Origin of the sequence: Streptomyces sp. NPDC058576, from assembly GCF_042718715.1 — a bacterium.
Classification (GTDB): Bacteria; Actinomycetota; Actinomycetes; order Streptomycetales; family Streptomycetaceae; genus Streptomyces.
Window position 1 is genome coordinate 1 of the sequence record NZ_JBHXPF010000031.1, and the last position, 25,481, is coordinate 25,481.

Genomic DNA, 25,481 nt, shown 5'->3' on the forward strand with positions numbered 1-25,481 from the left:
CCCTGTGGTTGTGGCCGGGCCCGCCCGCGCCGGTGGTGTGGGGGTCCTTCTGGCCGTCGGCGGCGGGGCCCTGGCCCTCCCCCCGCCCCCGGCCGCCGACGTCCCCCGGCCTCCCGGGCATCAACTCGCAGGCTGCGTAAGGTCGTAGAACGTGGCGCTGCCGACGGTGACCTCGGTGAAGTTCTCCGTCACCCACGAGGAGATCCGGGAGGAGGTGCCGGCGGACCCCCCGGGGCCCCCGCCCATTCCTCCTCCCAGGCCGCCGCCCGAGACGAAGTAGTGGATCTTGCCTTTCTCCACGTACTTCTTGAACTGGGCGAGCGTCGGCGACGGGTCGCTCCCGTTGAAGCCGCCGATCGCCATCACCGGTTCCCCGGTCGCGAGTTGGTAGCTGGCCGCGTTCTGCGCGCCGACGGCCGCGGCGACCCAGCTGTAGTCGTCCGCGCCCTTCGTGAGGAGCGCCTCGGCCTCGGCGTCGACGGACGCGCCGTTCAGCAGCCCGCCCATGCCGCCGCCTCCGCCACCACCCCTCGTGCCCTCGCCGAAGGCCGTACCGGTGCCTGGCCCCGTCCCCGCACCCGTACCGCCGGGCATGGTGGGCATGCCGCCCGGCGCGTTGCCCCGCTGATTCCCCTGGCCCGGGCCCGGGGCCTGTCCCTGGGTCTGCCCGGGCGGCTGCTGCATGCCGCCGCGCTGCCCGCCGTCACCGCCGCGTCCGCCGCCGGGTCCGCCCATGCCGAACCCACCCGCCGCAGGACCGGCGGTCACGATCGACCCCTGGTGGCCGCTGTTCAGGGTGCTGACGGTGTACGCGGCCGGCCCCGCCAGCGACGCTGCGCAGCTCAGCGCCACCACGGCGAAGGCCGGGCGCCGCCCGCCGAACCGCCCCACGACCAGCAGCCCGAGCGCGCCGACGAGCCCGCCCGCGAGCACCGCCCACCGCAGCCACGGCAGGTACTCCGGAGTGCGGCCCAGCAGGACGTACGCCCAGAGCGCCGTCGCGGCGACCGTGCCCGCGAGCACCGCACGCGGCCACCACGCGCCCCGCTCCTCCCAGAGCACCGTGACGCCCATGGCGACGAGCGCCGCGACGTAGGGGGCGAGAGCCACCGTGTAGTACTGGTGGAAGATCCCCGCCATGAAGCTGAACACGGCCGTGGTCATGAGCAGCGCCCCGCCCCAGGCGACGAACGCGGCCCGCGCGGAGTCGGCGCGCGCCGCCTTCCGGGTCAGCCAGAGCCCGGCTGCCAGCAGGATCAGCGCGGCGGGCAGCAGCCAGGCGACCTGGCCGCCGACCTCGGAGCCGAACATCCGCCCGATGCCGGTCTCGCCCCAGCCCCCGCCGCCTCCGCCCCCACGGCCACCGCCGCCGACGCTGCCGGTCTCCTCGCCGTTGATCCGGCCGAGCCCGTTGTAGCCGAAGGTCAGCTCCAGGAACGAGTTGTTCTGCGAGCCCCCGACGTACGGCCGCGAGGAAGCCGGCATCAGCTCCACGATGGCGACCCACCAGCCACCGGCGACGACCATCGTCAGTGCGGACAGGGCGAGTTGGCCGATCCGCCTGCGTACGGGAACGGGTGCGCACACCGCGTACAGCACGGCCAGCGGCGGCAGGATCAGGAACGCCTGGAGGGTCTTCGTCAGGAACGCGAACCCGACCGCCGCCCCCGCCCACAGCAGCCACGTCGTCCGCCCCCGCTCCAGGGCCCGCAGCACGCACCACACGGTGACGGTCATCAGCAGGGCGAGCAGCGCGTCCGGGTTGTTGAAGCGGAACATCAGCGCGGCGACCGGCGTCAGCGCGAACACGCCCACCGCGATCAGCCCGGCGACCGGCCCGAAGCGACGGCGTACGGCCGCGTTCAGCACGGCCGCCGTGGCGAGCGCCATCAGGACCTGAGGGGCCAGGATCGCCCAGGAGTTGAGCCCGAACAGCCGCACCGACAGGGCCATCGGCCAGAGCGCGGCGGGCGGCTTGTCGACGGTGATGGCGCCTCCGGAGTCCAGCGAGCCGAAGAAGAGGGCCTTCCAGCTCTGGCTGCCCGCCTGGACGGCGGCCGAGTAGAAGGAGTTGGCGTACCCGGAGGCGCTGAGGTTGTAGAAGTACGCGAGGCCGACGGCCAGCAACAGCCCGAACAGCGCGGGGCGCGCCCAGCGGGGGCCGCTGTCCGGCGCGGGCGGCGTGGGGGCCGGGGGCGCGGGGGCGGGGAACGTGGTCATCGGAGGTCCTCGGAGTAAGGGGCACGGTGGGCGCCGGTCGGGAAGACCCACGCGCGCAGGAGCAGGAAGCGCAGCACGGTGGCCGCGAGGTTGGCGGTGATCAGGACGGCGAGCTCGGTGCCGTGCGAGGGCGATCCGGAGGCCGCCCCCAGCGCCGTGAGCGAGCCGCTGGTGAGCGCCAGGCCGATGGCGAGGACGACCAGGCCCTGGGCCTGGTGGCGGACGGCTCCGCCCCGGCCGCGTACACCGAAGGTGAGCCTCCGGTTGGCGGCGGTGTTGGCGACGGCGGAGAGGAGCAGGGCGCCGCCGTTGGCGACCTGCGGGCCGACGCCGAGCCGGAAGAGGGAGTAGAGCGCGAGGTGGAGGAGGGTGGACAGGACCCCCACGGCGCAGAATCCGATGAGCTGGCGGGCCAGCCCGCGCTCCACCCCGGTCAGCGCCCGGTCGCGCGGGTCGTCACCGAAGGGCCGGGCCAGCCGGTCCAGCGGCAGCGCGCCGACGGCCAGCGCCCGCCCCACCCGCCACACGCCTTTCAGGTCCTCGGTGGCCGTCCGCACGATGTGGACGGTCGAGTCGGGGTCGTCGATCCAGTCCACGGGCACCTCGTGGATGCGCAGCCCGGCCCGCTCGGCGAGGACCAGCAGCTCGGTGTCGAAGAACCAGCCGCTGTCCTCCACCATCGGCAGCAGCCGCTCGGCGACCTCCCGCCGGATCGCCTTGAACCCGCACTGGGCGTCGCTGAACCCGGCGGCCAGCGACGAGCGCAGGATCAGGTTGTAGGCGCGCGAGATGAACTCCCGCTTCGTTCCCCGCACGACCCGCGAACTCCGGGTGAGCCGCGAGCCGATGGCCAGATCGGAGTGGCCGGAGATCAGCGGGGCGACGAGCGGGAGGAGGGCGTTGAGGTCGGTGGAGAGATCGACGTCCATATAGGCGAGGACGGGCGCGTCGGACTCCGACCAGACCGTGCGGAGCGCACGCCCGCGCCCCTTCTCCTCCAGCCGTACGGACCGCACCCCGGGCAGCTCCGCGGCGAGAGCGGCGGCCACGGCGGGGGTGGAGTCGGTGCTGGCGTTGTCGGCGACGGTGATGCGGAAGGGGTACGGGAAGGTCCGCGCGAGATGGCCGTGGAGGCGCAGGACGCACGGGTGGAGGTCCTTCTCCTCGTTGTACACGGGGACGACGACGTCGAGCACGGGGGCGGAGGAGGCCGTGGCGACCGGCCGGCGCGCCGGAAGGTGCTCCCGCCCCGGCAGCCGCCCGCCGTCCCTGCCGTCTCTGCCTTCCCCGCCGTCTCCGCCTTCCCTGCCGTCTCTGCCTTCCCTGCCGTCTCCGCCTTCCCTGCCGCCTCTGCCTTCCCTGCCGTCTCCGCCGTCCCTGCCGTCTCCGCCTTCCCTGCCGTCTCTGCTGCTGCGGCCGGTCGCGCCGGGGCCGCTCCGGAGGCTGTCGGTGGTCATGCTCCGACATTCGCCAACTCCGCTGTCACACCGGTGTGGTGAGCCTGTCCCCGGCCTGTGAGCCGACGCCCGGCGCATCCATCGCGGGCAGCTCGACCGCGAACACCGTGCGGCCCGGCCGGGACTCCACCCGCACCCGCCCGTCGTGCGCGGAGACGACGGCCTGCACGATGGCGAGGCCGAGCCCGGTGGAACCGGTCGCTCCGCCGCCACCGGCGCCCCGCGCCCGCGAGGCGTCGCCGCGCGCGAACCGTTCGAAGACGTGCGGCAGCAGCTCCGCCGGGATGCCGGGCCCGTCGTCCCGCACCTCCAGCGTGACCGGCCCCCCACCCCTTACGGGCGGCCGCACGGAGACCGTGACGGTGGTCCCCGGCGGGGTGTGGGTGCGGGCGTTGGCCAGCAGGTTGACCAGCACCTGCTGGAGCCGGTCGGGATCGGCGCGTACGGTCACGGGCTCGGCGGCCCCGGGCAGCTCCAGCCGCCACAGGTGCAGGGCGCCCGAGCCGTCGCCCGGCCGGTCCGCCGCCCGGGCGTCGCTCACCGCGGCCACGACCAGCGGAAGCAGGTCGGTGCTCCCGTACGACAGCGGACGTCCGGCGTCCAGCCGGGCCAGCAGCAGCAGATCCTCCACCAGGCCCGTCATCCGGTACGCCTCCGACTCGATCCGCCCCAGCGCGTGCCGGGTGACCGGGTCGGGCTCCGGGGCCGCCGCTGCCCCGGTGGCGCGGCGGGTCAGCTCGGCGTAGCCCCGGATCGAGGCCAGCGGGGTGCGCAGCTCATGGCTGGCGTCCGCGACGAACTGCCGCACCCGGGTCTCGCTCTCCTGGCGGGCCACGAGGGCCGAACCGACGTGCCCGAGCATCCGGTTGAGAGCCGCGCCCACCTGTCCGACCTCGGTACGGGGATCGGCCTCGGCCTCCGGGACGCGTTCGAGGAGGGCCACCTCCCCGCTGTGCAGGGGGAGTTCGGAGACGCGGGTGGCCGTGGCCGCGACCCGGCGCAACGGACGCAGGGCGACCCCGACGAGAACGGTGCCCGCGATCGAGGCGGCGAGGAGCCCGGCGGCGGTGACGCAGACCTCGACGACGATCAGAGTGGTCAGCGCACCGCTCACCTCGGCGGTGGGAATCCCAACGAGGACGGTCCGGCCCTCGGCGGTGGTGGCGGCCTCCACGCGGTAGCCGCCGAGCCCGGGCAGCTCGACGCTCCGGGTTCCCTCGCCGGTCTCCGGGGCTTCGGCCTCCAGTGCGTGTCGCTGCGCCCCCGTCAGCGGCTTCGCGCTCTCCTGGGAGCGCAGCCCGCTGTCCTCGACGACCTTCGACGCGGTGACGCCCCCGTCGGCCCCGACGAGGGCCCCGAACGTGCCGAGCGGCTGCCCGCCCCCGCCGACGAAGCCGAGCGGGCCGGCGTCGCGCAGGGCGTCGGGCAGCGGTTCGGGACCCGGTGGCCGCTCCGCGCGTACGGCGATGGCCTGCAGCTGGTCGTCGAGCTTGTCGTACATGTAGCTGTGGAAGGCGATGGCGGTGACCGAGCAGATGGCGGCCGCGACGACGGCGATGAGGGAGACGGCGGAGACGACGAGCCGGGTCCGCAGGGTCCAGGGGAGCCGGAGCACACCGCGGCCACCCGGGCGCCTACTCACCGGGCTTGATCAGATACCCCGCCCCACGCCTGGTGTGGATCATCGGTGTCCGTCCGGCGTCGATCTTCTTGCGGAGGTAGGAGATGTAGAGCTCGACGACGTTGGCCTGACCGCCGAAGTCGTAGTTCCAGACCCGGTCGAGGATCTGCGCCTTGCTGAGCACCCGGCGCGGATTGCGCATCAGGAAGCGCAGCAGCTCGAACTCGGTGGCCGTGACGTGGATCGCGTCCCCGCCCCGGCTCACCTCGTGGCTGTCCTCGTCGAGCACCAGGTCCCCGACGGTGAGCGTGGACTCGCCGCGCCCGGCGGCGACGGCCGAGCCCGAGCGGCGGATGAGCCCGCGCAGCCGGGCCACGACCTCCTCCAGGCTGAACGGCTTGGTCACGTAGTCGTCGCCGCCCGCCGTGAGCCCGGCGATCCGGTCCTCGACGGCGTCCCGGGCGGTCAGGAAGAGGACCGGCACATCGGCGTACTCACGGCGCAGCCGGCCCAGCACGGACAGCCCGTCCATGTCCGGGAGCATCACGTCCAGGACGACCGCGTCCGGGCGGAAGTCGCGCGCCGTCCGGACCGCCCCGGCCCCGTCCCCGGCGCTGCGCACCTCCCACCCCTCGTACCGCAGGGCCATCGAGAGCAGCTCGGTGAGCGGAGCCTCGTCGTCCACGACCAGGACCCGTACGGGGGTGCGGTCCGGCCTGAGCAGTTCGGTACGCCCCTGGGGCGAGGTCGTCGTCGTCATGGAACCCACTCTGTGAGGCACCCGTGAGAGCAGCCTGACCCGTTCCTGTGAATTCCCTGAGAAAGCGACCGTCAGGCTTCGTCAGGCACGGGTGGGGAACAACGCGGCGGCGTTCCCATGACAGACCCCCCGCAACCACGCGTCCCCCAACTCCAGCCGCTCCAGGGCCCGCAGCTGATGGACGTACGGGTACGGGATGTTCGGGAAGTCGGTCCCCAGCAGGATCCGGTCCCCGAGGTCGGCCAGCCGCCCCCGCTCCGCCGCCGGGAAGGGGCTGAAGCGCTCACTGAAGTCGGTGAACGCCATCGTCGTGTCGAGCCGGACCTCCGGATACGCCTCGGCCAGCGCCAGGAACTCCGCGTACTCCGGCATCCCCATGTGCGCGACGATCAGCCGCAGCCGGGGATGACGCGCCAGCAGCCGCCCGATCGGCTCGGGCCCGGTGTACGCACCCGGCGCGGGCCCCGATCCGCAGTGCATCACCACCGGAATCCCGGCCTCCGCGAGCATCCCCCACACCGGATCCAGCAACGGGTCGTTGGCGTCGTACGCCCCCACCTGGAGGTGCGACTTGAACACCCGGGCCCCGGCCTCGACGGCCTCCTTCACGTACACCTCCACGCCCTCCTCCGGGAAGAGGGTCGCCGTGTGCAGGCAGTCGGGGGTCCGGGCGGCGAAGTCGGCGGCCCAGCCGTTCAGCCAACGCGCCATCCCGGGCTTGTGCGGGTAGAGCATGGACGTGAAGCGGAGCACCCCGAACGACCGCAGCAGCTCAAGCCGCCGCTCCTCCTCGTACCGGTAGGTGATCGGCCACTCCAGTCCCGTCAGCGGCCCGGCGGCGTCGAAGTAGGCCCACACCTTGCGCAGAACCTGCTCGGGCATGAAGTGGGTGTGCACATCGATGATCCCGGGCAGCCCTAGCCGCTCCCAGAACCGCACCACGTCATCGCTTCCGGTTTCCATGCGCAGGCCCTTTCGCAGGTCGTTCAGAACAACCCACCCTGCACACCGCCGCCGCCGATGTCGATGAGGGGGACACGTACATCGCTCGGCACCGCCTCGGGAATCCGTGCGGGCCCGGGTGCGGATGTACGTGCGGGTTCAGTCGCGGACAGGGGTACGGCCGCGAGATCCCACCCGGTGATCAGCCGGGTGTCCAGCACGACCACACCCACGCCGTCCACCGCGAGATGCAGATCGGGCCCGGCCGCCGCGACGAGCCGCCCGGCGACGACACCCCCGTCGACCAGCTCCCGCACCGACCGGACGGGCGCGGGCGCGCGGTCGAGACCGAAGATCCCCACCTGATCGACGACTTCGAGGGGCAACCGCTCCAACGACTCGGGCCAGCCGCGCCCTTCGAGTGCGGCCGCCCGCCCGTACAGCTCGGCCACCGCCCCGGCCCGCTCCTCCGGCCCCGGCAACTGCCCCCGCACGGCCCGTTTCCTGGCGTACGGGATCCGGTCGGGCACCCCGAGGGCCGCCCGCAGCACCTCCTCGGTCCGCCGGGCCGCCATCAGGGGCCCGCGCCCCAACCAGCTGAAGCCCACCGCCCCCTGCTCCCGCAGCCGGGCGGACCCGCGCTCCTCCCCGGTGATCCCGACCTTGACCATGCCGGGCCCGAACCACGCGAGGTACACGCGGTACGTCCGGGGGTCGTCCGCCAGCGTGTCGGCGGCCACCGAGTGGGCCCGGTCCAGCCGCGCGCACTCGGCGCACCGCCCGCCGGTGCTGCGCCCCGGCACCACGGCCCCCAGCGGGCACACGTTCCCCCGGGCCCCCACGCAGTGCCGCTCGCCGAGGGCCCGGAACCCGAGGCCGGCCCCGTACGCGAGCACGCTCACCCGCCGGTCGCCGCCCCTGCTCCACCCCAGCTCAGGCGTCTGCCCGGGCCACCGCACCCCGGCACACCACCACCCACCGGCCACCCGGGACCCCTCGCTCACCTCGGCACCAGACCGCCGGTCGGACCTGTCCCGCCGCCGGCTCCGGCGATGCTACGCGTACCCTCCGACACCCTCGATCCGCCGACGCATCGCGGCCATGCGCCGCACGAAGCGCCGGTTGAACCAGATCATCCACCCCATGAACGCCACCCCGAAGCCGAGCGCCCACAGCCCGGCCGGCACGTTCCCGGCGGCGAACCACAGGAACGGCATCCCGAGGAACATCAGCCCGAGCATCGGGAAGGCCCACCTCTGGTTGTGCCGCAGCTTCTCCTCCCGCCGCCGGATCAGCCGGATCATGGCCGCCTGCTCGGCGGGGTCGTCGGGCAGCTCACCGTTCTTCGCGATGCGACGCTCCAGCTCCGGCACCCGCTCGGGCTCGGTACCTACGGCCTTCGCGTCCCGCCGCCTGCGTCGCATCAGGAACCACGTCAGGAAACCGGCGTAGAAGACCCCGCCGACCAGCATCCCCGGCCACGCCGACCAGCCGTGGAAAGCCAGCCGGACGGCGACCCAGACAACCAGCACCAGCAGCCCGACGGACCACCACTGATCCTGCCAACGCCCTTTCCCACCCTGCCTCTTCGCCCCCATCGCGACCTCCGAGCCCGGGGGCGCGCCCATCACGCCCCGTACTTACCCGGCTACCCCGTCCCCGGCCCGGCGAACGACCGCCGCGCCTTCCCGCTAGGATCCGGAGCATGGCGCTGACCGGGAATCAGATGGACCTGTTCGAAGCTTCCATGCCCCGTCTGAAGGCCATCGCCTACCGTCTCCTCGGCTCCGCGAGCGATGCCGAGGACGCCGTGCAGGACACGTTCCTGCGCTGGCAGGCAGCCGACATCGACCGCATCGAAATCCCCGAGGCCTGGCTGACGAAGGTCCTCACCAACCTCTGCCTCAACGAGCTCACCTCGGCGCGCGCCCGGCGCGAGACCTACGTGGGCCAGTGGCTGCCCGAGCCACTGCTCGCCGGGGACTCCATGCTCGGCCCCGCCGACACCGTCGAGCAGCGCGAGTCGGTCTCGTTCGCGGTCCTCGCCCTCATGGAGCGGCTGTCCCCCAACGAGCGGGTGGTGTACGTGCTGCGGGAGGCCTTCGCGTACCCGCACGGCAGGATCGCCGAGATCCTCGACACCACCGAGTCCGCGAGCCAGCAGCTGTTCCACCGCGCCAAGGGGCACATCGCCGCGGGCCGGACCCGTACCGAGATCGACGAGGCCGCCGCCCGGCGGATCGTCGAGGAGTTCCTGACCGCCGCCACCAACGGCCGGACCGAACCGCTCGTCCAACTGCTCACCGCAGACGCCGTCGCGATCGGCGACGGCGGCGGAAAGGTGCCGGCCCGCGCCAAGGCGTTCGAGGGCGCCATCGCCGTCGCGAGGTTCATACGGGGTCTGTTCACTCCCAGCAAGGCCAAGCGGGCTCTCGCCGGCGGCTCCCCCGCGATCCACGTCACGACGGCGAACGGCGGCCCCGCCGTCGTGGTGGTCGTCGAGGACCGTGTCATCGGCGTGATGTGCATGGAGGTCTCGACCGACGGCATCGCCGCGTTCTACAGCCAGGTCAACCCCGACAAGCTCGAACGCGCGAACCGACACTGGGCGGCCACCGACCACGGAGAACCCCTGTTCCACGCCTTCTGATCACAATGTGACGTGCATCACACCCTTCACCTGTCAGGAAACGGCGGGCTGCCCGGTTCAAGGGAGGAATCCGCGCAAGACAGGAGTGCAGGACATGCAGCAGAACACGCAGCAGCATCGCGTCATCGTCGTCGGAGCCGGATACACCGGTGCCATTGCCGCGGGGCGCCTCGCCAGGCGGGTGCGCGGCGAGGACGTCTCCATCACCCTCGTCAACGCCGAGCCGGACTTCGTCGAGCGCGTCCGGATGCACCAGCTGGCGATGGGCCAGACCCTCCGCCCCCGCCCCTTCGACGAGATGTTCGCCGGCACGGGCGTCCGGCTGCGTCTCGGGAAGGTCACGGGCGTCGACGTCGACCGCGGGACGGTGTCCGTCACGGCCCCGAACGGAGCCGGGGAGCCGGAGACCCTGCCGTACGACACCCTGGTCTACGCCCTCGGCAGCGCCTGGAACACCCACGCGGTCCCCGGTGCGGCCGAGCACGCCCACGACATCGCCGGCCGCCCCGGAGCCCTGCGCCTGCGCGACCGGCTGGCCGCCCTCGCCCCCGGCAGCCCCGTTACGGTCGTCGGCGGCGGCCTCACCGGCCTGGAGGCCGCGACGGAGCTGGCCGAGACCCGCCCGGACCTCGACGTGTCCCTGGTGGCCCGCGGCGCCTTGGGCGACTGGCTCTCCCCCAAGGGCGCGCAGCACCTGCGGAAGGTCTTCACCAACCTGCGGATCACCGCCCACGAACACACGGCCGTCACCGCCGTGCACGCCGACCGCGTCACGACCGCCGAGGGCGACATCCCGGCCGCGGTCACGATCTGGACGACGGGCTTCGCGGCTCACCCCATCGCCCGCGCCACCACCCTGGAGACCTCCGACAACGGCCAGATCATCGTCGACGCCACCATGCGCTCGACCTCGCACCCGGACGTGTACGCCATCGGCGACGCGGCCCTGGTGGCAGGCCCCGGCGGCAAACCGCTGCGCATGTCGTGCGCCTCGGGCGTCCCCACCGCCTGGCAGGCCGCCGACGCCATCGCCGCCCGCCTGACCGACGGAAAGCTCCCGACCACCTCGCTCCGCTACTACAACCAGTGCGTCTCCCTGGGCCGCAGGGAGGGCCTGATCCAGTACGTCACCGCGGACGACCGATCCGTAGGCGCTGCCCTGACCGGCCGCCTGGCCGCCCTCTACAAGGAACTGGTCTGCAAGGGCGCGGCCTGGGGCGTCGCGAACCCCACCCTGGGCATGCCGACCCGCCGCCGCCGGGTGACGGCGGAGCGGGCGCGGGCGGGCGTGGCGACCGAGACGGCCTGACGACTGCTCCCCGGGCAACGCGAGAAGCCCCCGGGATTTCTCCTGGGGGCCTCTGGCCTGCTGTGCACTCGGCAGGATTCGAACCTGCAACCCTCTGATCCGTGGCTCTGACCGGATCGGTCAACTACGGCCGTACCGGCCGCTACCGGGTCCCGAAGAGACGGTAGCGAGCAGGGGCGGTTGCTGTGGTTGCGGTACCGCGCGGCTGTACCCCTACGCCGACTTGGTGGTCCTGCCACTCCGCTGACGCATCCCGCGATAGATCACCCAGAGGCTGACCAGAACAAGCACCGCTCCACCGATGGGCCAGCCCACGGAGGCACCATCGCGATAGTCCCTGATGCCTATGGCGAGAAGGAGAACGGACAGGGGCAGCCCTGCCCAGTCGAGGGCCCTGCTCAGTCTGTCGGGTATCGAAGGCTGGTTCACAGCTTGATCCTGGCAGACCCGTATGACCTCCACCAGATGCGATCTCGCTACGGGGGCGAGCGTTCATGCCCTTGCACCACGTTTCTGCGGTGTTCACTCGGTTTCCAGCTCGGATCGGTCACGTGGGGGGGTGGACTTGCCCAGGGGCGGTATCCAGCGCCCGTTCTGATGCTGCTTTGATCAGCGCATGATCTCTGCCGATGACTCGACGGGCGACAGACCGAGGCGGACGAGTCTCGCCGTCGCCTTCGGCGGAGCCTCCGTTGCCCTCTGGTTCTGCTGTCCCTTTTGGATGCTTGTCTGGCTACTGGCCTTGCCGCTGGGGCTGACAGGCATCGTCCGGGGTGTCATCGAATACCGCACTGCCTCACGTCAAGGCACCAGCCATGCTCAGCCTCGGATGGGACTGGCGCTCTCGACCGTAGGGGCAGTAGCTGCGGTGGCTTACATGATCTTTGTGTTCACACATCCGGACCTGCCGATTCAGGGCTAGATCGACGGCTGAGCAGACGTCTGATCGGCCCGGAGCGATCCTTTGAGGCGGTTGTCCTCGGCCATGCCGAACGGAGAACGCCAGAGGCCCCCGGATGATCTCCGGGGGCCTCTGGCCTGCTGTGCACTCGGCAGGATTCGAACCTGCAACCTTCTGATCCGTAGTCAGATGCTCTATCCGTTAAGCTACGAGTGCTTGGCGTTCCGGGCTTTTTCTTCCCGGTCGGCGTTGCGAGAACAACATTACATGACCTGCGCCGTGACGCGAAATCCATTAGCCGCACCGCTGCTGAGCTGCGGAAACAGCCTTCCGAGGCTCTGCCCTGGACCCGTCCCGCGCCCTCCCGTTCCGGCCGTGACGCGCCCCCGCGTCCCGGAACGACCGAAGCCCCGTGCCAGGGGCACGGGGCTTCGGGATGGAGCGGAGGCGGAGGGATTTGAACCCTCGATGGGCTTTAAGACCCAAACCGCATTAGCAGTGCGGCGCCATAGACCGGACTAGGCGACGCCTCCTCCACACTCCTCGCGCGGACGCGAGTGGTGCGTGCAGATGATGACACAGTCGAACGTCGTGTCACCAATCGCCGCCAACGTTACTAGGCCTCCGGGGGCCAGGGCAAAGCAGTTCGGCGTGGTGGCGCAACGTCCGGGCCAGGTGCGCGTTAGAGAGGGGTGGGGGCCCCGGTCTCCGTCAGTCGTCGTCGCCCGTCAGTCGTCCGTCAGCCGTGGCGCCGGGGCGGGTCCGCGATCGTCCGTGACCGCGCCCGTGGCCGACCGTGCTGCAGAGATCCTGGAGCTTCCGCATGCTGCGTCGTCTCGCCCTCATCGCCGCCGTCTCGCTCGCCGCCCTCGCCACCGCCGTGCCGGCGTCCACCGCCACGGCCACCGCCACCGCCTCCGGTCCGGCGCCCTCCGCCGTGCCCACCTCCGGGCCGTTCGCCGACGCCCGGCCCGCCCTCGGTCCGCTGCCCATGCCCGTCCCGCTGCCCGGATTCCTGGACGACGGCGGAGCGGGTGCGGGTGAGGCCGAGGAGGTGCTGACCCGGCTCACCGTGAGCGTGGAGAACACCGGGGTCCCCGGGGCGGACGGCACGTTCGAGCTGGAGTGCGGGCCCACCGGGGGCAGCCACCCGCAGGGGCAGGCCGCCTGTGACCGGCTGGCGGAGGCCGGCGCCACCCGGGCCGGGCGGCAGGAGCTGTTCCAGCCGACCCCCGAGGGCACGATGTGCACGATGATCCACGGCGGCGACGCGACCGCGCGCATCGTGGGGACCTGGGAGGGCCGGGCCGTGGACACCACCGCGAGCCGCCTTGACGGATGCGAGATCGCGCGCTGGAACAGCCTCGTGCCGGTGCTCCCGGATGTTCGATAGTCGTTCGACGGCGGCGTAAAAGCGTTCGCCGTGCCGTACGTACCGAAGGCGTCTCCGGGGTCTCGCAGGCCCCGGGACGCAGGGGCGCGCCGTGCGTCCGCGCACGTCACAGGGTGTGCGGACGCTCACGTCATGGTCCCTCGGCATACACCGCGCGCACAGAACCTTGGTGAGAGCTCCCCCTCATCCACCGCCCCCGGGGCCTCCCCTGCCCTTAGACTCCTCCAGTGACAGTCTGCGGCCCGAGGGGCAAGATGGGGCCCGCTGTCGGCAAGGTGCGGTAATCAGGGAGGAAGCGTCGTCGTGAGCAGCAGGCCATCCCGAGGCACTGCTCGCCTCGCAGCCATACTCGATGCCCTTCCTGACGGGCTTCTGCTCGTCAATTGCAACGGCACGGTCGTCAACGCCAACGCCATCGCCCTCGAAATGTTCGAGACCCCGGGCACCGCGCTCGTCGGTCGCGGACTGCTCGATCTGCTGCCGGAGTTCGACTCCAAGCTGATCCCGGGTTCGATGCGGCGGCCCGAGGCTGCGGACGAACAGGGCAGGACCAAGCCCACGCGGATGACCGCGCGGCGCACCGACGGCCACGAGTATCCGGTCGAGGTCACCAGCGCGAGCCTCGAAAGCGGGCAGGCCGCGTACAACGACATCCACTCCAGCTACACGGGCGACGAGCTCCTCATGATCGTCGTGCGGGATCTCTCCGGCACCGTCGACACCGAGGCCGAGCTGGCCCGTTCGCAGCGGCAGACCGAGATGATCCTGCGGGCCGCCTCCGAGGGGGTCGTCGGCACGGACACCGACGGGCGGGTCGTTCTCGTCAACCCCGCCGCCGCGCAGATCCTCGGCTTCCGGGCCAGCGACCTCGGCGGCCAGGAGCTGCACCCGCTGATCCTGCACTCGCGGGCGGAGGGCGAGCCGTTCCCGTACGAGGACTCCCCGCTCGCCGACACCCTCAAGTCCGGGCGCAAGCACCGGGTGCGCGGGCAGGTGCTGTGGTCCAAGAGCGGCGCCCAGGTGCCGGTGGATCTGACGACCGCGCCGGTACGGGACGGGGACCAGCTCGTCGGCGCGGTGATGACGTTCACCGACCGCCGGCCGCACGAGGAGCTGTCCGCCCAGCACAAGAACGTCGTCGCCGAGCTGACCACGAGCCACTCCGCCGAGGTCACCGCGCTCAAGGAGGCGCACGCCGCGGAGCTGGAGGCGCTGAAGGAGGCGCACGCCGCCGAGCTCGCCGACCGCAGCGAGCGGTACGCCGCCGAGATCGAGGGCCAGGCCGAGCTGCTCGCCACCCTGGGCGCCCAGCACTCCCAGCTCACCGCCGTCCTCGGCGGTTCGCTGCGCGGGCCCCTGGAGGAGCTGCGCGGCGAGCTGTCCACGCTCGCCTCCGACCCGGCCGGTCAGCTGTGGCCCGAGGCCAACCAGATCCTGCACCATCTCGCCGCCGGGTACGCCCGGATGACGACCCTCGTCGACAACGTCCTCGGGTACCAGCGCCTCGACGCGGGGGTGGAGGGGCTGCGGAAGGCCCCCGCGCTGGTCGAGGGGATCGTGAAGGGCGGAATCGACGGGGCGGTCGAGCTGATCGGGCCCGGGCGCGCCCAGTTCGCCGTGCACGCCCCGCCGATCGAGGCCGAGGTCGACGCGCCCCGGCTCGCGACCGCCATCGCCCATCTCGTCGCGGACGTCTGCGGTGTCGACTCGACCGGCAAGACCCGGGCTGTGCCCGGGGGCGGCTACGTCGACTCCACCGTCGTCGTGGCCGCCGCCCAGCGCGGTGACGTCGTGCGGATCGAGGTGCGCGGGCCGTTCGCCGGGGGCGACCCCGTGCACGAACCGATCGTGCGCGGCATCGTCCGGGCGCACGGCGGGGTCCTGCAGACGCACGAGATGCCGGGGATGAGCGGCAGCGCATACGTGCTCGACGTGCCCATCGGCGCCGCGTCCGGCACGATCGCGCCCCCGGAGGCGGGCGGCGGCGGTCTGCCGCCGGAGCCCGCCGCCCCGACCTCCTCGTCACCCGAGGGCCTCGGCGCGCCGGGCGTGACCAGCGGCGGTCGGCGGCGGGCGCGCAGGTCCTCCACCGACGCGTTCCTGGACAGCCCCGGCGGTACGCCGGAGGGCGGCGGCGACAGCATGGCCGGGGCGGCCGCTCCCGCTTCCGTTCCCGACGACCGTCCGGTGGCCGAGCCGACCGGGCGGCGGCGGGCGCGCCGTGGACCGGCAGCGGCCGAGGAGCAGCAGGCCCCCGAGCTGATCCCGGCCCAGCAGGGAGAGGGCTCCGGGCGGCGGCGCGGCCGGCCCAGCCCGGCCGAGGCGGCCCCGGGCACGATTCCGGGAGACGCCGGGGCCACGGCCCAGGAGCAGCCCCGGCCGCCGCAGCGGGGGGCGCTGGCCCTGACCTCGGCCCCGTCCACGCCCTCGGAAGGGTCCGTCGTCACCGCGGCCGAGAACGCCCAGGGTGGCGGTCGTCCGCAGCTCGGGCAGACCGTGCCGCCCCAGGGCGTCCCGGTCGACCCGCACCAGCCCGTTCCGCCCACCGGACGGCGGGCCCGCCGGGAGGGCGGATCCGATGTTCCGGCCCTTCCCGCCCTCACGTCCGGAAGCGGCGGAAACGGCGGAAACAGCAACGGTCACCCCGGCCCCGAGCAGTCCCAGCAGCCCGGAGGCCGGCGGGCCCGGCGTGCGCTGGCCGCGGCCCAGGAGCGCACCGCAGCCGACGCCGGTCCGCGTACCGCCTTCGCCCTGCCGCCGGCCGACGCGGACCGGGCGCGGCTCGCCCCCGACGCCCCGGCCGGCCGCGGCGACGACGCGAGCGCCCATCACACGCGTACCGCACCGGAGGCCGGCCACACGCCTCCCCAGGCGCACCCCGTCGCCCCGGCGCACAACGGGCCACAGGCGGACGGAACCTCCAGGCAGGAATCCTCGGGGCAGGGCCTCCCGCTCGCAGCCGACGCACAGCACGGGCCCGACGCGCAGCACCTGCCCGGTCCGCACGACGGCGGCCTCCCGCAGGCTCCGAACCCGGCGTCGGAGAGCGGAGCCTGGGGCGACACCGGGCAGACCGCCCACACCACCGGCGTCGCAGCCGTCATCGGTCCCGGGGCTCACCCGGCCGACGGGGACGCGGGCGCCACGGACACGCGGCGGCAGCCGCTGCCCGCCGAGGAGCCGATGCCGGACGGCAGCAACCCCGACTCGACGCAGGGCCGGGCCTTCAGCGTGCGCACGCTGGGCCAGGGCGTGCCGTTCGCCCAGCACCTCGCGCATCAGCAGAACCAGCCGCACCAGAGTCTCGGCGGGGCCGGCCGGCGTCGCAAGCTCGCCGCACCGCCGGAGGGCGACCGCGCCCCGTCCCGGACGGGCGTCGGCCAGCAGGCGCAGCCCCAGGACCGGCCGGGCACCCCCGCGCACGGGACCGCTTCCGCACCCGGAGCGGGGCAGAGTCAGCCCCAGTCCTCCTCCCCGTCCCAGCCGCCGTCGCGGCCCCAGGAACCGGCGCAGGAGCCCGGACCGCAAGGTCAGCCGGGTCAGCCGGGCCCGTCGGCTCAGGTCGGCGGCGGTCCCGGCACCGCCTACGGCGAGGGGCAGTTGCTCGCGCCGCCCGTCGCGGAAGGGCGCGCGTACGCCATAGGGGCGCCCGACGAGGGCGCCGAGGGTCCCGAGCCGCTGGACGGGCCCGGGGGCGCGGTCGAGGTCGCCAACCGGCCGCACCCGCACCCGGTCGACGACGAGCTGCCGCCCGAGCCGCTGGACAACCCGCGCCGGCTGCTGGTCTGGCCCGCCCCCGACGTACCGACGCAGCAGGCGCTCAGCGACCGGGGCTACCGGCCGGTGATCGTGAACTCCCGCGAGGAGGTCGACGCCCAGATCGCCGCGTTCCCCGCCGCGCTCTTCGTCGACCCGCTGACCGGTCCCATCACCAGGACCGCGTTGCAGTCGCTGCGCCAGGCGGCCGTGGCGGCCGAGGTCCCGGTGCTGGTCACGGCAGGTCTGGGGCAGGCGACCCGGGAAGCGGCGTACGGAGCCGACCCGGCCGTCCTGCTCAAGGCGCTCGCCCCGCGCGACAGCGAACAGCATCCCTCGCGGGTGCTCCTGATCGAGGAGCACGAGGAGATCGCGGTGGCGCTGACGCAGACACTGGAGCGGCGCGGGATGCAGGTGGCGCGCGCCGCGACAGACAGCGAGGCCGTCGACCTGGCGGGCCGGATGCGGCCGAACCTCGTGGTGATGGACCTGATGCAGGTACGCCGCCGGCGCGCCGGGATCATCGACTGGCTGCGGGCCAACGGCCAGCTGAACCGCACCCCGCTGGTCGTCTACACCTCGGCCGGGATGGACCGTGCGGAGCTGCCGCGGCTCGGATCGGGCGAAACCGTTCTCTTCCTGGCGGAACGGTCGACCAGCGAAGAGGTCCAGTCGCGGATCGTCGACCTGCTGGCGAAGATCGGCACCAACTAGGCGCGGCAGAAGGCAGAAGAGGGCGGGGCGGTACGGAGTTTCCGTACCGCCCCGCCCTGTTGTTTCACGTGAAACGTGCGGCTCGAAGGATCAGAGCTGAGGGCCAGAGCTGAGGACCAGAGAGCTGGGAGTCAGCGCTGGGGAACCAGAGAGCTGGGAGTCAGCGCTGAGGACCAGAGAGCTGGGAGTCAGAGAGCGGGAAGTCAGAGCTGGGTGACGTCCAGCTCGCCCTGCGCGTACTGCTTGCGGATCACCTTCTTGTCGAACTTGCCGACGCTCGTCTTCGGCACGGCGGGGATCACCGACCAGCGCTCCGGCAGCTGCCACTTGGCGATGCCCGACTCGGCGAGGAACGCCTTCAGCGCCTCGTAGTCGACGTCGGCGGCGCCCTCCTTGAGCACGACGGTCGCGAGCGGCCGCTCACCCCACTTCTCGTCCGGCACGGCGACGACGGCCGCCTCCGCGACGTCCGGGTGAGCCATCAGCGCGTTCTCCAGCTCTACGCTGGAGATCCACTCGCCGCCCGACTTGATGACGTCCTTGGCCCGGTCGGTGAGAGTCAGGAAGCCGTCGATGCTGATCACGCCGACGTCGCCGGTCTTCAGCCAGCCGTCCTCGCTGAACTTGTCCTCGGGGCGCAGGTGCTCGCCGTCGGCCCCGCCGTAGTAGGCGGAGGCGATCCACGGGCCCCGGACCTCCAGCTCGCCGGCCGACTCGCCGTCCCACGGGAGGTGTTCCCCGCCCGGACCGACCAGCCGCGCCTCGACTCCGGCGGGGAAGCGGCCCTGGGTGACCCGGTACGGCCACTGCTCCTCGTCGCTCAGCCCGGCGGGCGGGTGGGCCATGGTGCCCAGCGGCGAGGTCTCCGTCATGCCCCAGGCCTGGCAGAGCCGGACGCCGAGCTTGTCGTACGCCTCCATCAGCGAGGGCGGACAGGCCGCGCCGCCGATGGTCACGCTCGCCATGGAGGTGAGATCGCGCGGGTTGGCGGTGACCTCGGCGAGCAGGCCCTGCCAGATGGTGGGGACCGCGGCCGCGTGCGTGGGGCGCTCGCGCTCGATCATCTCGGCCAGCGGGGCGGGCTGGAGGAAGCGGTCCGGCATGAGCATGTTGACGCCGCTCATGAACGTGGCGTGCGGCAGGCCCCACGCGTTCACATGGAACTGGGGCACGACGACGAGGGTGGTGTCCTTGTCGGTCAGCCCCATCGACTCGGTCATGTTGACCTGCATCGAGTGCAGGTAGATCGAGCGGTGCGAGTAGACGACGCCCTTGGGGTCGCCCGTGGTGCCGGAGGTGTAGCACATGGCCGCGGCCTGGCGTTCGTCGAGCTCGGGCCAGTCGTACGTGGTGGGGCGGCCCGCGATCAGCTCCTCGTACTCGTGCACGCGCGGTGCGACGCCGGCGAGGGCGGAACGGTCCCCGGGACCGGAGACGACCACGTGCTCGATGCTCGGCAGGTGGGGCAGCAGCGGCACGAGGAGCGGCAGCAGCGAGCCGTTGACGATCACCACCTTGTCGTCCGCGTGGTTGACGATCCAGGCGAGCTGTTCGGGCGGCAGCCGGAGGTTGAGGGTGTGGAGGACGGCGCCCATGGAGGGGATGGCGAGGTAGGCCTCGACATGGGCGGAGTTGTTCCACATGAGCGTCGCGACCCTCTGGTCGCCGTCGACGCCCAGCTCGTCGCGCAGCGCGTTGGCCAGCCGGGTCGCGCGTGCCCCGATCTCGGCGAAGGTGATGCGGTGCGGCTCGGGTTCGCCGGTCCAGGTCGTGACCTGCGACTTCCCATGGATCGTCATCCCGTGGTGCAGGATGCGGGTGACAGTCAGCGGTACGTCCTGCATGGTGCTCAGCACGGCGTCCTCCCGGTGGGCGCTACGCGGCAGTAAGGTTCCGCTGATTCTGCGCACATACCACGCGGTATGTCACTACTCGCGGGAGAAAAATCCTGACCCGGGGCCATATGGCGTCTCCTGCCGGAGCCATGCGGGCGGCATCCCCTGCGGTGGTCCCGACGGCGCCCCCGGCCGTGGCCCCGACGCTCGTTCCGGTCAGCGGACCGGCGTCAGCTCCGGGTCCTCGCGGAGCTTGCCGAGAGCGCGGGAGACGGCGCTCTTGACCGTACCGATCGACACGCCGAGGACCTCCGCCGTCTGCGCCTCGCTCAGGTCCTCGTAATAGCGCAGGACGACCATCGCGCGCTGGCGGTCCGGGAGCTTGAGCACCGCGCGCCACATCGCGTCGTGCAGCGACTGCTGCTCGGCCGGGTCCGGGGCCGGAAGGGTCTCCCGCTCGGGGAGTTCCTCGCAGGCGAACTCGTCGACCTTGCGCTTGCGCCACTGCGAGGTGCGGGTGTTCAGCAGGGCCCGGCGGACGTAGCCGTCCAGCGCCCGGTGGTCCTCGATCCGCTCCCACGCGACGTACGTCTTGGTGAGCGCGGTCTGCAGCAGGTCCTCCGCGTCGCACGGGTTCGCGGTGAGCGAGCGCGCGGTACGCAGCAGGACCGGCCCCCGGGCCCGTACGTACGAGGAGAACGACGCGTAGGGCGCGTGGGGGTGGCCGGCGGTGGTGGCAGAGGCCGCCCTGGAGGCGCCCGTGCAGACTGGCGTGGTCATGTACCCAACGCTAGGAGCGGGCGCCGCCGAGGGGATCGGCCCCAGGTCCCGAAGCACTGTCCGCCTCAGGTTGTAGGGGGCGTCCACCCTGCACCTCCTGAAGGGGGAGGGGCCTGTGCGCGACCGTCGGGGTCCACCCCCGAGAGCCGCCGGGCGTCTCCCGGGCCCGGGCGGTGCCGCTCAGCCGTCCGCGCCCAGCACCAGGCCCGACGTCGGAACGCCCGTACCGGCCGTGACCAGCGATCTCGCCGCCCCCGCCACCTGGTTCACCGAGGTGCCCCGGATCTGCCGGACGGCCTCCGCGATGCCGTTCATCCCATGGAGGTACGCCTCCCCCAGCTGACCCCCATGGGTGTTCAGGGGAAGGACGTCCGCCGCGACGAAGTCGCCCGCCTCCCCCGGCCCGCAGAAACCGAACTCCTCCAGCTGCATCAGGACGAACGGGGTGAAATGGTCGTAGAGGATGCCCACATCGATGTCGGCCGGGGTCAGTCCGGAGCTGCGCCAGAGCTGCCGGGCGACCACGGCGGTCTCCGGCAGGCCGGTCAGCCCGTCCCGGTAGAAGCTCGTCATCTGCTCCTGCGACCGGCCCGCCCCCTGCGCCGCCGCGACGACGACGGCGGGCGGCCGGGGCAGGTCGCGGGCCCGTTCCACGCTGGTGACGACGAGGGCCTGGCCGCCGTCCGTCTCCTGGCAGCAGTCCAGCAGCCGCAGCGGCTCCACGATCCAGCGGGAGGCGGCATGGTCGGCGAGCGTGATCGGCTTCCCGTGGAAGTACGCCGCCGGGTTCCGCGCCGCGTGCCGCCGGTCGAGGACCGCCACGTGCCCGAAGACCTCCGGGCCGAGGCCGTACGTGTGCAGGTAGCGCTGGGCCGCCATCGCCACCCAGGAGGCGGGGGTGAGCAGCCCGTACGGCAGGTTCCAGCCGAGCGCCGCGCCCTCGGCCGTCGGCTCGCGCCGCTGGACGCCGGAGCCGAAGCGGCGGCCGGAGCGTTCGTTGAAGGCCCGGTAGCAGACGACGACGTCCGCGATGCCGCTCGCCACCGCGAGGGCGGCCTGCTGCACGGTGGCGCAGGCCGCGCCGCCGCCGTAGTGGATCCGGGAGAAGAACGACAGCTCGCCGATCCCGGCCGCCTGGGCGACGCTGATCTCGGGGCTGGTGTCCATGGTGAAGGTGACGAGCCCGTCCACGTCGGCGGGGGTGAGGCCGGCGTCGTCGAGGGCGGCGCGGACGGCCTCGACGGCCAGCTTCAGTTCGCTGCGGCCGGATTCCTTGGAGAACTCGGTGGCCCCGATGCCGACGATCGCCGCCTGCCCGCCGAGCGAGTCGGCCCTGCGGATGCTCATGCTCCCCTTCCACCCTTCTGCGGGAGGCCCACGGTGATCTGCGGGAGGGCCACGGTGACCGTGCCGGTGACGTGGCGGCCGATGCCGTTGTCGCCGGTGACCAGGACGGTCGCTTCGGCGGGTTCTCCGGCTCTCACGTCCGTGACGCGTCCGGTCAACCGCATGACATCACCCGGATAGTTGGGGGCGCCGAGCCGGATCGCGACCTTGCGGAGGACGGCGGTGGGGCCGAAGTGGTCGGTGATGTAGCGGCCGACGAGCCCGTTGGTGGTGAGGATGTTCATGAAGATGTCGGGGGATCCCTTCTCCCGGGCCAGGTCCGCGTCGTGGTGCACGTCCTGGTAGTCGCGCGAGGCGATGGCCCCGGCGACGATGAGGGTCCGGGTCACGGGGATCTCCAGGGGCGGCAGCTCGTCGCCGACACGGTGGGCCTGCGTCACGACGCTTCCTCCTGACGATCGGCCGGAGGCATGCGTAACGCCCCTTCCTCCTGACGATCGGCCGGAGGCATGCGCAACGACCCTTCCTCCTGACGATCGGCCGGAGGCATGCGTAACGCCCCTTCCTCCTGACCGTCTGCCGCAAGCAACAGGCCGAGCTCCTCCAGGAGTTCGCTGCCGCAGCCGAGGTACGCGTCGAGCTGGCGGCCCCAGAGGAAGTGCCGGTGGACCGGGTGGTCGAGGTCGGCCCCGGCGCCGCCGTGCAGATGCTGGCCCGCGTGGACGACCCGCTTGCCCGCCTCCGAGGCCCACCAGGCGGCGGTCAAGGCCTGTGCTGCGTCATCCCTGTGTTCGTCGTGGCGCCAGGCCGCCTCGTACGCGGTGACCCGGATCGCCTCGGTGTCCATGTGGGCGTCGGCGGCGCGGAGCAGGACGCCCTGGTTGGTGGAGAGCGGACGCCCGAACTGCTCTCGGGTGACGGTGTGGTGGACGGCCCGCGCGAGCGAGCCTGCGCACACCCCGGCCTGGAGCCCGGCGAAGGCGGTACGGGCGCTGGCGAGGACGGCCGCGTACGCCCCCGGCCCGTTCCCCAGGCGCTCCCCGCGTACGCCGTCGAGAACGAGCCGGCCCGCCGCCCAGGGCGCGGTCGTCTCCACCGGTTCGACGGTGACGCCCGACGCGGCCGCCTCCACGATCCACAGGACCCGCTCGGCGTCCGCCACCAGCACCTGGGTGGCGTCGCGCAGCCAGGGCACCCAGGGCACGGCCCCGGACAGCGCACCGTCCGAGATGTGTACGCCACCCCGCGCCGGGAAGGCGCCCGTCGCCACCGCCGTACCGTCGCGCAGCCCCGGCAGCAGGCGCTCGCGCTGCTCCGCCGTGCCGTGCTCGGCGACCGCGAGCAGCCCGTACACACAGGTGGCCGCGAACGGGACCTGCGCGGTGGTCCGGCCCTGTTCCTCCAGGAGGAGTACCAGGCCGAGCAGCCCGACGTCCTCGACCGCACCGGGCAGTCCCGCCGCGCACAGCTCCTTCCACAGCTCCGCGTCCGTGCCCGTACCGGCCGCCGCCAGCCGTTCGTGCGTGGAGAGGTCGCCGAAGATCCGCGCGGCCAGCCCCTGCGCGGCGGACTGCTCCTCGCTCGGGGTGAAGTCCATCTCAACCACCTTCGCTCGCGCGGAAGACCGGCAGTTCCAGGTCGGGGTCCGTGGTGAGGAACTCCAGATGCACGGGCATGCCGACGCGGACCTTGTCGTACGGCACACCGATCACGTTGCTGACGATGCGGACACCCTCGGCCAGCTCGACCAGGGCGACGGCATACGGTCCGCCCTCGCCGTCCGGGGCGAAGGCGGGGAACGACGGGTGATGCATGACGACATGGCTGAAGACCGTGCCCTCCCCGCCCGCCTCGACCGTGTCCCACTGCGCGCCGCCGCAGGCGTTGCAGCCGGGCAGCCAGGGGAGGCGCAGGGTCGCGCAGTCCGTGCAGCGCTGGATCAGGAGCCGGTGCTCGGCGACCCCCGCCCAGAACCCGGCGTTGTCGCGATTGATCACGGGGCGGGGCCGCAGGGGCCGCTCCTCGGCCTGCCCCCTGCGCGCGGGCCGGTACTTGAGGATGCGGAAGCGGTGCGTTCCGGCGGGTTCGCCGTCGGCGCGGACGTCGGTGCGGGTGGTGACGAAGTAGCCGGTGCCGAGCTTGGTCGTCTTGCGCGGGGAGACGGACTCGATGACCGTGTCGAAGGTGATCCGGTCACCGGGACGCAGCGGGCGCAGGTACTCCTGCTCGCAGTCGGTCGCGACGACGGAGGTGTAACCGGCGCCGTCGAGCAGCGCGAACATCGCGTCGTACGCGGCGGAGCGGTGGTCGGTATGGCCGGTCAGCCCGCCCATCGTCCACGCCTGGAGCATCGTCGGCGGGGCGACGGCGTCCGGGCCCCGGTAGGCGGGCGAGGTGTCGCCCATCGCCTCGCACCAGTGCCGGATCATCGGCTCGTTGACCGGGTCCTTGCCGCGCCCGGCGGTGGCGGCGGCACGGCCCGCGAACCCGGAGAGCACCGCGTACAGCTCGTCGCCCGGCGCCCCTTCGCCCCCCGGCCCCGACTCCGGCCCGGGGCCTTCGGGCTCCCGCCCGCTCATCGCTTGCTCCGGGTCATCCCGAGCCGGGCCGTCGCGACGATCTCGCGCTGCACCTCGCCGACACCGCCCCCGAAGGTGTTGATCTGCGCCGCGCGGTTCATGCGCTCCAGCTCGCCGCCCGGCCCGAAGCAGCCGGGAGAACCGCCCCGGAGCAGGGCGGTGTCGCCGACGGCCTCCTGGCACATCCGGTAGACCTCCACCGCGCTCTCGGTGCCCGCGAACTTCACCCCGCTGGCCTCTCCGGGAGCGGGTGCGCCCCCGCCGACGGCGTCGACCAGCCGCCAGTTCAGCAGCCGTGTCGCCGCAAGCCGGGCGTACGCCTCCGCGAGCCGGGCGCGCACCCACGGCTCGTCGATCCGGCGGCGCCCGGTGGTGGGGTCGGGGGTACGGGCGTGGGTGAGGGCATCCTCGTAGAAGTCCTCGGCCTGCATGCCGATCGCGGCCAGGGCGACGCGCTCGTGGTTGAGCTGGCTGGTGATGAGCTTCCAGCCGCCGTTCTCCTCGCCCACGAGATGCGTGACCGGGACGCGTACGCCGTCGTAGTAGGTGGCGGTGGTGGTGACCCCGCCCACGGTCCGGATCGGCGTCCAGGAGAAGCCGGGGGCGTCGGTGGGCACCAGGATGATCGAGATGCCGAGGTGCTTGGGGGCCTCGGGGTCCGTGCGGCACGCGAGCCAGATCCAGTCCGCCTGCTGGGCGTTGCTGGTGAAGATCTTCTGGCCGTCGATGACCCAGGTATCGCCGTCCCGCACGGCCCGGGTCCGCAGCGCCGCCAGGTCCGTGCCGGCCTCGGGTTCGCTGTAGCCGATCGCGAAGACGAGGTCGCCGCCGAGGATGCGGGGCAGGAAGTACGCCTTCTGCTCCTCGGTCCCGTACGCCATCAGGGTCGGGCCGACGGTGTTGAGCGTGACCATGGAGACCGGGGCGCCGGCCCGGTACGCCTCGTCGAAGAAGACGAACTGCTCGTCGGGGCCCCGGCCCCGGCCGCCGTACTCCTCGGGCCAGCCGAGCCCGAGCAGACCGTCCGCGCCGATCCGGCGGAGCAGCCGCCGCTGTTCGCTCGGACTCGCGGTCACGTCAGGCACCAACGTACGGAAATACGAACGGAGTTCTTCGCGGATCCGTTGCTGGCGTTCCGTCGGGGCGAGATGCACGGAGGGGCCTCCAGGGCTGCGGACTCGTCACACGCCGGAGCGCTGCCGACAGGCCCCCGGCCA

18 protein-coding genes and 2 tRNA genes are annotated in these 25,481 nt (G+C 72.8%); 4 read left to right on the forward strand and 16 right to left on the reverse strand.

What is annotated here, in order from left to right; all coding sequences use genetic code 11:
• Positions 1-120: 120 nt before the first annotated feature.
• From ACFWRV_RS21600 to ACFWRV_RS21630, 7 genes are all read right to left on the reverse strand, one after another.
• Complete coding sequence (locus ACFWRV_RS21600; protein ID WP_384336906.1) at positions 121-2,220, reverse strand: ArnT family glycosyltransferase; 2,100 nt, start codon at positions 2,218-2,220, stop codon at positions 121-123.
• Positions 2,217-3,476: a glycosyltransferase gene (locus ACFWRV_RS21605; RefSeq protein ID WP_384337031.1), complete on the reverse strand. Its 1,260-nt coding sequence runs from the start codon at positions 3,474-3,476 to the stop codon at positions 2,217-2,219. Before ACFWRV_RS21605 ends, ACFWRV_RS21600 begins: the two co-directional genes overlap by 4 nt.
• Before the next feature lie 226 nt (positions 3,477-3,702).
• Positions 3,703-5,292, reverse strand: coding sequence for an ATP-binding protein (locus ACFWRV_RS21610; RefSeq protein WP_384336908.1), 1,590 nt, complete (start codon positions 5,290-5,292; stop codon positions 3,703-3,705).
• A 19-nt stretch (positions 5,293-5,311) separates the two neighbouring features.
• A complete protein-coding gene (locus ACFWRV_RS21615) occupies positions 5,312-6,058 on the reverse strand; it encodes a response regulator transcription factor (protein ID WP_384336910.1) in 747 nt (248 codons plus the stop codon).
• A gap of 81 nt (positions 6,059-6,139) precedes the next feature.
• Positions 6,140-7,021 (reverse strand): amidohydrolase family protein, encoded by an 882-nt coding sequence (locus tag ACFWRV_RS21620; protein WP_384336912.1) that lies wholly within the window; start codon positions 7,019-7,021, stop codon positions 6,140-6,142.
• 23 nt (positions 7,022-7,044) lie between these two features.
• Positions 7,045-7,986: a DUF2797 domain-containing protein gene (locus ACFWRV_RS21625; protein WP_384337033.1), complete on the reverse strand. Its 942-nt coding sequence runs from the start codon at positions 7,984-7,986 to the stop codon at positions 7,045-7,047.
• Positions 7,987-8,055: 69 nt separating this feature from the next.
• On the reverse strand, positions 8,056-8,598 hold the full coding sequence (locus tag ACFWRV_RS21630) for a hypothetical protein (RefSeq protein ID WP_384336914.1): 543 nt from the start codon (positions 8,596-8,598) through the stop codon (positions 8,056-8,058).
• 107 nt (positions 8,599-8,705) lie between these two features.
• On the opposite strand from ACFWRV_RS21630, the gene sigJ reads away from it, so the two are divergent.
• Positions 8,706-9,650 carry an RNA polymerase sigma factor SigJ gene (sigJ, locus tag ACFWRV_RS21635; protein WP_384336916.1) on the forward strand — a complete coding sequence of 315 codons (945 nt, stop codon included), beginning with the start codon at positions 8,706-8,708 and terminating at the stop codon, positions 9,648-9,650.
• A 94-nt stretch (positions 9,651-9,744) separates the two neighbouring features.
• The gene (locus ACFWRV_RS21640; RefSeq protein WP_384336918.1) at positions 9,745-10,959 is read left to right on the forward strand and encodes an NAD(P)/FAD-dependent oxidoreductase; all 1,215 of its coding nucleotides are present in this window, start codon (positions 9,745-9,747) and stop codon (positions 10,957-10,959) included.
• Between the two features lie 1,044 nt (positions 10,960-12,003).
• On the opposite strand, the gene ACFWRV_RS21645 is transcribed toward ACFWRV_RS21640, so the two are convergent.
• Together ACFWRV_RS21645 and ACFWRV_RS21650 are read right to left on the reverse strand one after the other, a co-directional pair.
• Positions 12,004-12,076: transfer RNA gene (locus tag ACFWRV_RS21645), tRNA-Arg, on the reverse strand.
• Between the two features lie 226 nt (positions 12,077-12,302).
• A tRNA-Ser gene (locus tag ACFWRV_RS21650) sits at positions 12,303-12,393 on the reverse strand.
• Positions 12,394-12,683: 290 nt separating this feature from the next.
• On the opposite strand from ACFWRV_RS21650, the gene ACFWRV_RS21655 reads away from it, so the two are divergent.
• Together ACFWRV_RS21655 and ACFWRV_RS21660 are read left to right on the forward strand one after the other, a co-directional pair.
• Positions 12,684-13,253, forward strand: a complete 570-nt coding sequence (locus ACFWRV_RS21655; RefSeq protein WP_384336920.1) for an SSI family serine proteinase inhibitor — start codon at positions 12,684-12,686, stop codon at positions 13,251-13,253.
• A 303-nt stretch (positions 13,254-13,556) separates the two neighbouring features.
• Entirely contained in the window at positions 13,557-17,723 is a 4,167-nt protein-coding gene (locus ACFWRV_RS21660) for a PAS domain-containing protein (RefSeq protein ID WP_384336922.1), read from the forward strand.
• Positions 17,724-17,926: 203 nt separating this feature from the next.
• On the opposite strand, the gene ACFWRV_RS21665 is transcribed toward ACFWRV_RS21660, so the two are convergent.
• The 7 genes from ACFWRV_RS21665 to ACFWRV_RS21695 form a co-directional block, all read right to left on the reverse strand.
• Positions 17,927-19,579, reverse strand: a complete 1,653-nt coding sequence (locus tag ACFWRV_RS21665; protein ID WP_384336924.1) for a long-chain fatty acid--CoA ligase — start codon at positions 19,577-19,579, stop codon at positions 17,927-17,929.
• 195 nt (positions 19,580-19,774) lie between these two features.
• Positions 19,775-20,338 (reverse strand): SigE family RNA polymerase sigma factor, encoded by a 564-nt coding sequence (locus tag ACFWRV_RS21670; RefSeq protein WP_384336926.1) that lies wholly within the window; start codon positions 20,336-20,338, stop codon positions 19,775-19,777.
• 180 nt (positions 20,339-20,518) lie between these two features.
• Positions 20,519-21,685, reverse strand: coding sequence for a lipid-transfer protein (locus ACFWRV_RS21675; protein ID WP_384336928.1), 1,167 nt, complete (start codon positions 21,683-21,685; stop codon positions 20,519-20,521).
• Complete coding sequence (locus ACFWRV_RS21680; RefSeq protein WP_384336930.1) at positions 21,682-22,125, reverse strand: MaoC family dehydratase; 444 nt, start codon at positions 22,123-22,125, stop codon at positions 21,682-21,684. Before ACFWRV_RS21680 ends, ACFWRV_RS21675 begins: the two co-directional genes overlap by 4 nt.
• Positions 22,122-23,282 (reverse strand): acyl-CoA dehydrogenase family protein, encoded by a 1,161-nt coding sequence (locus ACFWRV_RS21685; protein WP_384336932.1) that lies wholly within the window; start codon positions 23,280-23,282, stop codon positions 22,122-22,124. The genes ACFWRV_RS21680 and ACFWRV_RS21685 overlap by 4 nt, the downstream gene beginning before the upstream one ends.
• A 1-nt stretch (position 23,283) precedes the next feature.
• Entirely contained in the window at positions 23,284-24,264 is a 981-nt protein-coding gene (locus tag ACFWRV_RS21690; protein WP_384336934.1) for a bifunctional MaoC family dehydratase N-terminal/OB-fold nucleic acid binding domain-containing protein, read from the reverse strand.
• Entirely contained in the window at positions 24,261-25,418 is a 1,158-nt protein-coding gene (locus ACFWRV_RS21695; protein WP_384336936.1) for an acyl-CoA dehydrogenase family protein, read from the reverse strand. The genes ACFWRV_RS21690 and ACFWRV_RS21695 overlap by 4 nt, the downstream gene beginning before the upstream one ends.
• Positions 25,419-25,481 lie beyond the last annotated feature (63 nt).